The sequence below is a fragment of the Psychrobacter sp. Ps3 genome (assembly GCF_022129275.1).
GTDB classification, from domain to species: domain Bacteria; phylum Pseudomonadota; class Gammaproteobacteria; order Pseudomonadales; family Moraxellaceae; genus Psychrobacter; species Psychrobacter submarinus.
Map to the genome: position 1 here is coordinate 30,657 of NZ_JADQAL010000024.1, position 11,637 is coordinate 42,293.

Genomic DNA, 11,637 nt, shown 5'->3' on the forward strand with positions numbered 1-11,637 from the left:
CAACGACTGGCCGCTACGCAAAATGTGGTGAGTCAAAACAGTGCTATGAGCTGATTTTTATTAGTTTGTCTCTAAATTCTATGTGAATACAAAACTTCTATCCTACTGCGCTATTACTACGCCACAAAATCCGTTAGGCTGAGCAAATTATGCACTGCGTTTAACGAACAGCGGTTTGCAATCAGTAGCTAGAAATATAAATAGAGGTGATCGTTATGGATATGCTGTTTTTTGACAATATAGAAAAGCTTTTACGTATCGTGCTGACGGCTGTGCTGGTCTACATCTTAATTGTCGTCACCACCAAAGTCTCAGGTAAGCGCTCAACCTCGCAGCTCAATAACTTTGACTGGATTGTGACGGTGATGATCGGCTCGTTGGGTGCTAGTACTATCTTGCTCAAGGAAATCCCCTTCATTGAAGGTAGTGCCTCTATTGTGACCTTATATCTATTACAGTATGCGGTGACCAAGTACGCTTCTTACTCGCCTTACTTTGGTCGTCTTATTCTCTCTGAGCCGCGTATTTTGTTTTATCAAGGAGAGTTTTTGACAACGGCGATGTTTGAGGAACGGCTCACTCGGCAAGAACTTGAAAGTGCGATGCGTAAAGAAGGTATTCATAATATAAATGATGTCGAAGCTATCATCTTAGAGTCTGATGCTATGCTCAGCGTCATCCCTAGAAAGCACGATGGCCCTAATGACACCGACAACACTGACCCTAGTGACACTTTAGAGCCGCTCATAAGACAGCCGTAATGCGCTGATCATGAGAACTTCGTTATAGCTTTGTTGCTTATTCCAAAGAGTCAGCATAGATCAGTATAGAAAAGGAGGGCTAATAATGATTAATCCTCCTTTTTATTTATATCTATTTGCGCCGACTATTTGATACGCTGCCAAGTCTGTGAGCGGCCAAACAAAGGCGTACCCACGTAGCCGCGCAAATCTAAGCTCTGACCATTGTCACTCAACGTAATTTTTCCTGAGTAGACTTTGCCAGACTCCGGATCAACCAGTTTGCCATCGCTCCACTGATTATTACCGTCTGCTTTTAGACCGGTTAGAATCTGCAGCCCTTCGACTGGTTTGTTTTTTAGGCTGCCGGGACATTTGGTACAGACTGCCTTTGCTTTTTGTTTATCGAGTACCTTGATGATTTTGCCGGAGACTTTGCCACCTTTTTCATTTAGCTGAATGATGGCTTTTTTTTCGCCGGTTTTGTCATCGACTGTTTGCCACTGAGTGCCATCTAGCGAGGCGGCAAACACAGAAGTAGACAGCAATGCTGCTGCAGTTAAGGTGAATGTGCTTGATATAGTACGGTTCATAAACGACTCCTTTCGTAAAAACTTTTGATTAACTCCATAAAAAAGATAACCCAGTGACAGGTTAGTGACAAAACAAACTATTGTTTGTCGAATGCTAGTTAAGCATAAAAAAAAGGCAGGTAAAAGGCTTGTTTGTTACATTAACTTAAGCGTAGACTTCTTTTGTTATTTTTACTCAATTATTGGAGTGCTAACTGTCATGAAAATAAGAATACTGAGCGTCGGCAATAAGATGCCTAAATGGATACAGACCGGGTTTGATGAATACTTCAAACGTATCCAACCTATGATTAGCACAGACATTGTGGAGATTGCGGCGGCAAAACGCGCAAAAAACCCATCGACCGCTAATCTAGCTCAGTACCGTGAGCAAGAAGGACAGGCGATACTGGCGGCGCATAACGCTTCAGGTCATGAGCAGTTATGGGTGCTCGATGTCAAAGGCAAGATGCTCTCAACTGAGAAGTTGGCAGATAAGCTTGCCGATGTAATGCCGCAAGGCATGGATGTGGCGCTCGTGATAGGCGGCGCTGATGGCGTCTCACCTGCTGTACTGGCAAAGGCTGATATGATCTGGTCATTATCCGCGCTCACGTTACCGCACCCGCTAGTGCGCGTCGTGCTGATGGAGCAGCTGTATCGCGCGATGAGTATCAATAACAATCATCCTTATCACCGCGGCAACTAGTACCAGAGCTAAGCGAAAACAGCCAATCGGATTGAAAAACGCGAATCTGCCCTAATAAAGCTGACATGAATCAATCAAAGTCAGCTACAGCCACAAGCCCGATAAATCACAGCTTGCATCATGAAAGCCTGAATACCACTGCGCCTATCAGTGGTGCGGCGGCTTGGTCAGATGCGCCTATAGGCTTGACTAACGCGGCCAAACTGCCTGCTTTATTTATCTCGCATGGCGCGCCGACCTTAGCTATCGAGCAGTCTGCGACGACCAGTGCGCTTGCACGTATCGGACAAAACCTACCTAAGCCGCGCGCCATTATCATTATGTCAGCGCACTGGGTATCTACTCAGCTTGAGATTAGCAGTAACCCGCAGCCCAAGACTTGGCACGACTTTTCAGGTTTTAATCAACAGTTACACGAACTACAATACCCAGCTTTAGGACATGCCGCGCTTGCTGAGTCTTTAGCGCAGCAGCTCAGCACGCGCGGTATCAATACTGCAGCGAATCCGCTACGAGTCAGCGATCATGGCGTTTGGTCACCGCTTCGTCATCTCTATCCTAATGCCGATGTACCTGTGGTACAAATATCGCTACCACAGCATTATGACAGCATAGCATGCTATCAATTGGGCGCGCAGCTTGCTCGTCTGCGCGAGCAGCAAATTCTAATCATCGGCTCGGGCAACATTACTCATAATCTACAAGCAATGCGCTGGGAAGCTGATAGCATTGATAAGACGGCAAAGGATTTTAAGCTCTGGTTATTGCAGCAGCTCAAAACTGATATCCCTACCGCCTTAAATTGGCAGCGATATCCCAATTACAAAGATATCCATCCAAGCGATGAGCACCTATTGCCGCTGTTTTTTGCTTTAGGTGCGGGTCAACGCGTCAGTGTCGTGCATCAAAGCATGGCGCATCATAGCTTAGGAATGGATATTTACCGCTTCGATTAGCGTCTTCTTATCTACCTATTTTGCAAACGCTGGTTTAGTAAACATGCCAGTGCGTTCCATCTCTCCTGCCACACTAAATAGTGTCGTCTCATCATTCATACGCCCGATCAGCTGCATGCCAATAGGCAAGCCTTTTTTGCTCATGCCGACGGGTACAGAAACTGCAGGCAAGCCTGTGACATTACCTAATAAGGTAAAGGCCATTTTACTGAGTACCGGATGGCTAAGCTTCTCTATCATGCCAGAGCTAAAGGCATACTTACCCATATCGATGCCTTTATTAAGCAGCTCAGCGCTGCGCATCAGCATCTCATCCATCACGCTTGGTGGCAGTACACCGTGTTTGACCGCTGGCGTCGGTACGGTCGGACACAAAATCATGTCATAAGTTTCTAATAACAATCCGGTCTGATATTGGCTATTGTGCCAGCCTTGCTTAGCGTGCGCTAAATCAACTGCGGATAGCGAGCGTCCTAGTAGCGCCATGTTTTGAGTTTGAGGTTCTAGCTTTTTGACGTGATGAGCACCATAGTGGCGCTCAATATCATCGATAGTAAAGGCGGTATGAGTACAGACGACCACCATAAAATCATGCCAAAACTGCTCTATGTTGATATTCGGCTCGGCAGGTACCACGCGATGCCCCATGGCCTCTAACTGCTTAGCCGTTTGCTCGAGTACCGCTAGCACCTCTTTATCCACTACTGTGCCAGCAATCAGCGGCTGCTGATGCAGCGCAATGGTCAGCGGCTTAGGTGCGCGCATCGCCGCCTCTAAAAAGCTACCTTCGGGCGGTGCAATCACGAACGGCGCACCAACCTCGGCCCCGCTCGTGGCATCAAGCATCGCAGCACTATCACGCACACTGCGGGTAATCACGTGATCAGCAACCGCGCCTTCCCAACCTTCTCCTACTTTAGGACCCATTGGGTTACGACCGCGGCTAGGTTTGAGACCAAACGCGCCGCACCAAGCCGCTGGGAAACGAATAGAGCCGCCGCCGTCACCCGCGCCTGCCATGGGTACGATACCACTTGCTACGGCTGCCGCGCTACCACCCGATGAGCCGCCCGAGCTATAGCCTTTTTTAAACGGATTATGAGTGGCACCATGCGCTTTGGGCTCAGTGGTAATAATCAGTCCAAACTCAGGCGTATTGGTCTTGCCAAAGGTATTGACTCCTGTGGCCTTCATACGTTTGACAATTTCACTATCATAATCTGACTGAATATTAACGCTACGGCTACCCATGGTCAAAGGCTCGCCCTCGAAGCTGTATGATAAGTCTTTGAGTAAATAAGGCACGCCTGTAAACGCACCAGACGGTAGCCCTGCTTGCGCCTGATCGTAAGCGCGCTCATCGAAACGGTGAATTATGGCATTGAGTTTGGGGTTGAGCTTGTTGGCGCGTGCAACGGCACTATCAAGCAATTCTTTGGCGCTGACTTCGCCTTTGCTGACGAGATCTGCTAAGCCTAGCGCGTCATATTGGGTGTATTCTTTAAACATAAAGCATCCTTGCATAGCTCTTGGTTGTAAAACATATCAGCAAACACTATAGCCCAGAATTAGGCGAGAACACAATGTACAACAAAAAAACGAGCCACTCTCGTGACTCGTTTTTTGCTAGATAAACCCAATCTAATTGCAGCTACATCAGCAGCTCACGCTTACCGCTTTTACCCATAGAGCTGACCAGACCGGCCTCCTCCATTGAGTCTACGATACGCGCCGCGCGGTTATAACCGATACTAAATTTGCGCTGAATGGACGAGGCGGAGACTTTGCGCGTCTCCATAATAAAGGCCACTGCTTCATCATAAAGATCGTCATCTTCGCCCGACGCGCTGCCACCAGAGCTACCACCGCCAGAGCTTGATAACTCAAAGTTACCCGCCATATTATCGATATAATCTGGAGCGCCGCGCTCACGCCAGGCATCACAGACACGGTTGACTTCCTCATCACTAACATAAGCGCCATGCACGCGGTCTGGCTCAATTTGACCTGGCCCTAAGAACAGCATATCGCCATTACCGAGCATGTCTTCAGCGCCGCCACTATCTAGTATCGTACGCGAATCGACTTTTGAGTTGACGCGTAGAGCCGCGCGTACGGGAATATTGGCTTTGATCAGACCGGTAATCACATCAACTGAAGGACGCTGAGTCGCTAGCATCAAGTGAATACCAGAAGCCCGTGATTTTTGCGCTAAGCGGGTGATCAGCTCTTCGGCTTGTTTGCCGACTTGCATAATCATATCAGCAAACTCATCGGCGACGATGACGATCATCGGTAATGTTTTAAGCTTAGGCGCTTGATCGATACTGACATTGTCATTGGGCCGCCATAAGGGATCGAGCATTGGCTTACCTGCTTTTTCAGCGGCGAGGACTTTCTTATTAAACTCATTAAGTTTACGCACCTTTAGCAGGCTCATCAGCTGATAGCGGCGCTCCATCTCTGCCACACACCAAGACAAGCTACTGGCCGCCTCTGTCATATCGGTCACCACAGGCGTCAGCAAATGAGGAATCTCATTGTAATTGGCCAACTCAAGCTGCTTGGGATCAATGAGGATCAGTCTGAGCTCATTAGGCGTGTATTTCAGTAGCATCGAGAGCAGCATAGAGTTCACCAGTACCGACTTACCAGAGCCTGTGGTACCGGCGACTAACATATGCGGCGCGCGCGCCAGATCAGTAATGATAGGCTTGCCGCCGATGTCTTTACCCATCGCCATGCTGATTTGCGCGCTAGGGTCTTTATACTTATCGGTATTTAATAGCTCAATCAAACGTACCATCTCGCGCTGCTTATTAGGTACCTCGATACCGATATAAGGCTTACCCGGGATGACCTCGACCACGCGTAATGATGCCATAGATAACGAACGAGCCAAATCGCGCGCAATACCGGTGACTTTACTGGCTTTGATACCGGCAGCAAGATCAACTTCGAAACGGGTGACGACTGGTCCTGGAATTGCTTGGACAACTTCGGCTTTGACATTGAACTCTTGCAGCTTGATCTCTAGTAGCTCTGATAATTGCTCAAGCTCGGCTTCGGTATAGCTCGGCTTGCGATCAGGATCAGGCTCATCGAGAATGGACAGCTCTGGGATTTTACTGAGACTACTGCGGTACTGAGCGGTTTGCATCGATCTTGAGCGCTTAGTGAAAGCGTCATCATCATGAATATCCGGCATGACTGGCTCATCCAAGTCCTCATTACTTGCCGGACTATTGTCTTCCGGCATCATATCAGTAATGAGATTGCTCGAATCGCCATCAGGTACCGCAAAGCTTACCGCAGGTTTTGTCACTGGTGCTGACTCTACCGGTAATTCCTCAGTCGTTTCCTGCGCTTTAGGCGCTTCTTTTGGATTGGACGGCGGCGTATTGGTTGGGGTCATATCTGTAAGCGAGGAGGCACTGGCTGTCGGCGCTGGCTCACCAGCAGGGCTAGCTATTGATGTCGTTTGCGTAGCTGCACGCTCTGTAGCCACTGCAGCGGCGGAAGGTTTTGTTATAGGATTCGCAGCCACAGCTGATTCAATCGCATTATTTTCGCTAGCTGCTGTCTCACTGTTACTTTTTTCTATGTTATTTATTTCGGCGCTAGTTATTTCAGTGTCAGTGGTTTCAGTACCAGTGGTTTGCATGGGCTCTAACTCAGCATCAGCCTGCTGAGTAGTTGAAGCTTGAGGAGCGCTTACGGTTTGTTCAGCGGTGCTAGGTTCAGTGGTGCTAGGTTTAGCGATACTCGCTTCGACAGTGCTATGCTCAGCCAACCAAGCATCAGCTAGATCATCAACCTGAGCTGACACTGCTGGTACTGCTTTGCTGTCTAATACCTCATTAGGAGTATCAGTATTGGCTGATTCATCATGACCTTCATTATTGATGGTAGCGTTTGCTCGATGCATTTCTGCATCACTAGCATCGCTAGCAGCAGTCTCAGTTATCTCTTTTGGCTCATCAAGCGTTGTTTGCTTAGATTCTAAATGAGTCATGTGCTCGATTGGACCGCCCTGCTCTGCTTGCTCGATAGCGGCATCACGCGCGAGCAAGTCAGCTACCGTTTCGTCATCATTCCAAGCAAAGCTTGGCTCAACTTTGCGTAGCGGCGCAGTAGCGGCGCTAGTGTTTTGTTGGCGCGGATGAGCCAGCTCCTGAGCGTTCTGCGTATTTGCGGTAGCAGTAGCGGGCTGTAGATGATCGCTCGCAGCTTTATTAGTCGCCGCCGCTTCAGCATTTGCTATCGCCTCTTTGACGCTAGCGCCCAATCCTGACTTAGCTAAAAAGTCAGTCAACACATGGCTAAAGCGGCCGCTATCTTGGGCAGCGGTGCTAGACTCTTGTTGCAGCTCAAGTGGTAGCTGTTCATAGTCTGCAGCTGGCGTAGGGGCAGCGCTGCTTTGATCGATCACATCAATGCCATCATCGCGGGTCAAGGCACCGCTATCCAAAGCTTGGTCAGTATCAGAGACTGTACTAGCTGTACTGCCTATGCCAGAACCGAGCCAATGCAGATCAGTCAATTTACGATATAACGATAACCAATGAATGTTAAAAGCAAAAGTGGCCGTCACTACTACAAAAACACTCAAAAATAACAGGCTACCCCATTTCGTTAATAACAGCGCTAAGCGTGCCTGTAGCTCAAGCCCGATGATACCACCAGCGACGCCCTTGAGACCTGATGTCACCGGGTCTGCCACTTGCTGGATTAATGCTATTAATTGCGCGAATAAAGCGCTAGCGCTCAGCAGCAAAAAGACATAAGCCACCAAACGTAATATCCAAAAGGTAGGTTTGTTATTCCACCAAATCAGGATAGACTCATAAACCATAAATACCAGCAGCCACCACGCGCTATAGCCAAAAAAGCTATAAAGCAAGTCAGACAACCACGCACCTGTCGCGCCGCCCATATTATTGATGGTTGTCATATCGCTACTGATATGTGACCAGCTAGGATCATTCCCGGTATACGTCACCAAGATAATGAACAGATAGACTGCTAGCATTAGCCCAAGAATGGTAAATATCCCTTTTTTTAAATAGTCTATAACTGCTGCTGATATCACGTAGGATCTGCCTTTATCAATATATTGATACTAAATAAATGGTAACACACGATTGCTGACAATCGTGCTTAGGTGTTTTTATGCTTAATTTCTAAATTTTTAACTTTCCAGCTCACTGTCAGTAAAGCTCAATCCATATGACTTTATATTTACAAGTCGCTGTTTCTATAGCTTTTACTGCGGCTTTTACTGCTTTTGCTATCACTGCTTATGATAACAAATACCTAGCCAAAGTGGTGACTGTGTATTAAGAAAGCGGGCTTTAATTTTGAGGTGTCGTTTAGTTCTAATCATAGCGATGTTTGTTTTAGCAAACTTGCACTTTTTGCCCACTGCCCTTATGTTATTATCACATCGCACTTTAACAAACTACTTTAGTCGCAATTTTTTATTTTTCATTTTAATAACTTATAACGCTTTATATCTATAACTAGATCATTAAACCATTAGTAAGGAATATGTTATGGCAACTGACACTACAGCGCCGCGTCACGAAAAACTCATTATCTTAGGCTCAGGCCCCGCAGGTTATGCCGCTGCTGTCTATGCTGCGCGTGCTAACCTCAAGCCGGTCATGATTACCGGTCTCGAAGTCGGTGGACAGCTGACGACCACCACTGAAGTCGACAACTGGCCAGGTGATGCTCACGATTTAACAGGTCCGGCGCTGATGGATCGCATGAAAGCGCATGCCGAACGTTTCGGTACCGAGCTGGTCTATGATCATATTAATGAAGTACAACTAACGGAGCGCCCTTTTACTTTGATTGGTAATAATGGCAGCTACACTTGCGATGCGCTCATTATCTCAACTGGTGCCTCAGCGCAGTATCTCGGCTTAGAGTCAGAAGAGAAGTTCAAAGGCTTGGGCGTATCTGCTTGTGCCACTTGTGATGGTTTCTTTTATAAAGATCAAAAAGTCGCGGTCATTGGCGGTGGTAATACGGCGGTTGAAGAAGCGCTATATCTATCCAATATTGCCTCAGAAGTGACTTTAGTGCATCGCCGCGATAGCCTACGCTCTGAGAAGATCTTGCAAGACAAGCTGTTTGAAAAAGCCAAAAATGGCAATGTCAAAATCGAGTGGAATCATACCGTTCGCGAAGTCGTTGGTGATGATATGGGCGTCAATGGCGTCGTTATCGAGTCCACCGAAGATGGCACAACCAAACAGCTAGATATCCATGGTATATTCATCGCTATTGGTCATAAGCCCAACACTGACATGTTCAAAGGCCAGCTTGAGATGAATGATGGTTATATTATCGTCAATAGCGGTATCAATGGTAACGCTACCCAAACTAGTATTGAAGGCGTATATGCCGCAGGCGACGTTGCTGATCATGTTTATCGTCAAGCCATTACCTCAGCAGGAACTGGCTGTATGGCTGCTCTCGATGCTGAAAAGTACTTAGATGCTATTGGCGAAACAGTTGCTGCTGATCACACTTACGCCTCGACTTTGACGATAGATTAGTTAAAGCAATCGCCAAAAGACTGAGTGACATAAGAACCTATATGCTCAATAAGCTTAATATGCACAACATGACGCCTGAGACTTTTTATAAAACCGTTAAAAGTCTTGGGCGTTATGACTTTCCCCATCCTAACGCGGTCGATCCTGATGGCTATGGCGTAGTAGCGCTAGGCGGTGATCTGGCGCCTGAGACGCTGATATCGGCGTATGCGCAAGGGCTTTTTCCTTGGTTTAATGAAGATGAGCCTATTGCTTGGTGGTGCCCGGAGCCGCGCTGTGTCATTGTGCCAAGCGACTATCAGCCCAGCAAATCGCTACGTAAGCAAGCTCGGCGCTCGCGTTGGCAGTTGACGGTCAATCAAGCGTTCGATGAAGTCATTCATGCTTGTAGTTTGCCACGTAGTAATGGACTGCCTGAGGGTGAGCACACTTGGATTCATCAGGAGATGATCGAGGCTTATACCGAGCTCCATCGCTATGGTTTCGCTCATAGCGTCGAGGTGTGGGATGAGAATGGACAGCTGATAGGCGGGCTCTATGGACTAAAGATTGGCCACATCTACTTTGGTGAGTCGATGTTTCATCGCGCCTCTAACGCCTCAAAATTAGCGTTTTGGGGTTTGATGCAGCTCTGTATTGATAGCGGCGTAGCGTTAGTCGATTGTCAGCTGCCTAATGACCATCTACTAAGCTTAGGCGCGACTACTCTTGACCGCCATCAGTTTTTAGCGCAGCTGGAGCGTTTATTACACAAAGGCGCTATTAGCTGGCCCATTCAGCCCCATCAGCCACTGCCTGTGGCTCAGCTTGATAGCTCTAATGGGCATTCAAAATTTTGGCCACTCTAAACTGCTACTAATGGCTCAAAATGGACGACATTTAATCGATAAGATTGACAAACACAAAGAGACTGCGATGCCAGATACTGCGTTTTTACTCATAGGAGCTTTGGCCAAAAGAGCCAATACCACCAAAGATACCGTGCGTCATTATGACGAGCTAGGTCTGCTGAGGTCTCGTAAGCGGCAAGCAGGTTCGCGGCTTTATACTGAGTTTCATCCTGAATGTATTGAACGTATTGAGCTGATCAAAAGCGCGCAGGCTATCGGCTTTACGCTAACGGAGATAAAAAATAGCTTGGATGACTATTACGATGGTAATCTAAACCTTGATGAGCAACTGCTAGTCACTCAGCAAAAACTAGCACAAGTCAAAAAACAACAAGCCAATATCAATCTGATGGTGGAGATGCTAACTCAGCGTATTACTCTGCTGACGCGTATGCAAGAAGATGAGAGTTATGTACCTTCTATAGAAGACTGCAAAAATAACAGCTCTAAGCTGCCTTATCATCGATAACCTTATCCACTCCTATCTGCTTTATTTTTATAATTAAGCTGCATAATCAACGCATCGATAGCAGGCTTGTATGCCGTTTTATAATAACCTTTGCGCTGATGGATCGTCTCAAAGCCTTGCTGCTCATACAGAGCTATCGCTGGCAAATTATCTGCCCGCACTTCTAATAATAAACTCTCAACATTTAACGCTTGTAGCTGCTGATTTAACTTAGCGAATAGTTTTGAAGCGATACCTTGGCGCTGATAATTAGGGTGCGTGCCTATACGCAAGATTTCTGCCTGCTCGAACATCATTCGATAAAGACAGTAGCCAACGACTGCATCGCTTTGATAAACGACTAATAAATCAATGCTATCTTGCTCAAGCAAGTCTACTAGAGTCTGATAACTCCAAGCATCTTGCGGTTGTATAAGAGCTTCGATATCGGCAACAGCTTGGATAATGCTTTGCGCTTTAAATAAGTGTTTATTGAGTAACTCTATGGTTAGCACCACTCCCTCTCCTACCTTTAATCATTATTAATAAATACAACTATTAGTATAGCCGTGTAAAGACTATCTTAACTCTTATTACCACCTATAAAAAATATAGCCACCCACAAAAAAAGCCGCCCTCAAAAAAGAGAGCGGCTTTCATGTTTTAGTAATCTTAAAACTGATTACTAAAGCATTGGCTATTAGTTGCTTACGCTTGCAACCACACCAGCACCTACAGTACGGCCACCTTCAC

General features: G+C 46.9%; 10 protein-coding genes. 6 read left to right on the plus strand and 4 right to left on the minus strand.

Annotated features, from left to right (window positions below):
- The first annotated feature begins 215 nt into the window (after positions 1–215).
- A complete protein-coding gene (locus I3248_RS08565) occupies positions 216–761 on the plus strand; it encodes a YetF domain-containing protein (protein WP_238063310.1) in 546 nt (181 codons plus the stop codon).
- A 125-nt stretch (positions 762–886) separates the two neighbouring features.
- Here the strand turns inward: I3248_RS08565 and I3248_RS08570 are convergent, their stop codons facing one another.
- The gene (locus I3248_RS08570; protein WP_238063311.1) at positions 887–1,333 is read right to left on the minus strand and encodes a DUF2147 domain-containing protein; all 447 of its coding nucleotides are present in this window, start codon (positions 1,331–1,333) and stop codon (positions 887–889) included.
- A 199-nt stretch (positions 1,334–1,532) separates the two neighbouring features.
- On the opposite strand from I3248_RS08570, the gene rlmH reads away from it, so the two are divergent.
- Together rlmH and I3248_RS08580 are read left to right on the plus strand one after the other, a co-directional pair.
- On the plus strand, positions 1,533–2,021 hold the full coding sequence (gene rlmH, locus I3248_RS08575) for a 23S rRNA (pseudouridine(1915)-N(3))-methyltransferase RlmH (RefSeq protein WP_025646669.1): 489 nt from the start codon (positions 1,533–1,535) through the stop codon (positions 2,019–2,021).
- A gap of 65 nt (positions 2,022–2,086) precedes the next feature.
- A complete protein-coding gene (locus I3248_RS08580; protein WP_238063312.1) occupies positions 2,087–2,977 on the plus strand; it encodes a class III extradiol ring-cleavage dioxygenase in 891 nt (296 codons plus the stop codon).
- A gap of 15 nt (positions 2,978–2,992) precedes the next feature.
- Here the strand turns inward: I3248_RS08580 and I3248_RS08585 are convergent, their stop codons facing one another.
- The gene (locus tag I3248_RS08585; protein WP_238063313.1) at positions 2,993–4,486 is read right to left on the minus strand and encodes an amidase; all 1,494 of its coding nucleotides are present in this window, start codon (positions 4,484–4,486) and stop codon (positions 2,993–2,995) included.
- Positions 4,487–4,628: 142 nt separating this feature from the next.
- Positions 4,629–8,069, minus strand: a complete 3,441-nt coding sequence (locus I3248_RS12175) for a DNA translocase FtsK 4TM domain-containing protein (RefSeq protein ID WP_238063314.1) — start codon at positions 8,067–8,069, stop codon at positions 4,629–4,631.
- Between the two features lie 463 nt (positions 8,070–8,532).
- On the opposite strand from I3248_RS12175, the gene trxB reads away from it, so the two are divergent.
- The 3 genes from trxB to I3248_RS08605 all read left to right on the plus strand — a co-directional run bounded on the left by trxB (position 8,533) and on the right by I3248_RS08605 (position 10,905).
- Positions 8,533–9,546 (plus strand): thioredoxin-disulfide reductase, encoded by a 1,014-nt coding sequence (gene trxB, locus I3248_RS08595; RefSeq protein ID WP_238063315.1) that lies wholly within the window; start codon positions 8,533–8,535, stop codon positions 9,544–9,546.
- Positions 9,547–9,587: 41 nt separating this feature from the next.
- On the plus strand, positions 9,588–10,394 hold the full coding sequence (gene aat / locus I3248_RS08600) for a leucyl/phenylalanyl-tRNA--protein transferase (protein ID WP_238063316.1): 807 nt from the start codon (positions 9,588–9,590) through the stop codon (positions 10,392–10,394).
- A 67-nt stretch (positions 10,395–10,461) separates the two neighbouring features.
- The gene (locus I3248_RS08605) at positions 10,462–10,905 is read left to right on the plus strand and encodes a MerR family transcriptional regulator (RefSeq protein WP_201600234.1); all 444 of its coding nucleotides are present in this window, start codon (positions 10,462–10,464) and stop codon (positions 10,903–10,905) included.
- Between the two features lie 2 nt (positions 10,906–10,907).
- On the opposite strand, the gene rimI is transcribed toward I3248_RS08605, so the two are convergent.
- Positions 10,908–11,399: a ribosomal protein S18-alanine N-acetyltransferase gene (gene rimI, locus I3248_RS08610; protein ID WP_238063317.1), complete on the minus strand. Its 492-nt coding sequence runs from the start codon at positions 11,397–11,399 to the stop codon at positions 10,908–10,910.
- Between the last annotated feature and the right edge of the window lie 238 nt (positions 11,400–11,637).

Excerpts from the sequence above, each read along its gene's own strand:
- I3248_RS08565 (WP_238063310.1), top strand. The coding sequence starts at position 216 with ATGGATATGCTGTTTTTTGACAATATAGAAAAGCTTTTACGTATCGTG.
- I3248_RS08570 (WP_238063311.1), bottom strand. The coding sequence starts at position 1,333 with ATGAACCGTACTATATCAAGCACATTCACCTTAACTGCAGCAGCATTG.
- rlmH (WP_025646669.1), top strand. The coding sequence starts at position 1,533 with ATGAAAATAAGAATACTGAGCGTCGGCAATAAGATGCCTAAATGGATA.
- I3248_RS08580 (WP_238063312.1), top strand. The coding sequence starts at position 2,087 with ATGAATCAATCAAAGTCAGCTACAGCCACAAGCCCGATAAATCACAGC.
- I3248_RS08585 (WP_238063313.1), bottom strand. The coding sequence starts at position 4,486 with ATGTTTAAAGAATACACCCAATATGACGCGCTAGGCTTAGCAGATCTC.
- trxB (WP_238063315.1), top strand. The coding sequence starts at position 8,533 with ATGGCAACTGACACTACAGCGCCGCGTCACGAAAAACTCATTATCTTA.
- aat (WP_238063316.1), top strand. The coding sequence starts at position 9,588 with ATGCTCAATAAGCTTAATATGCACAACATGACGCCTGAGACTTTTTAT.
- I3248_RS08605 (WP_201600234.1), top strand. The coding sequence starts at position 10,462 with ATGCCAGATACTGCGTTTTTACTCATAGGAGCTTTGGCCAAAAGAGCC.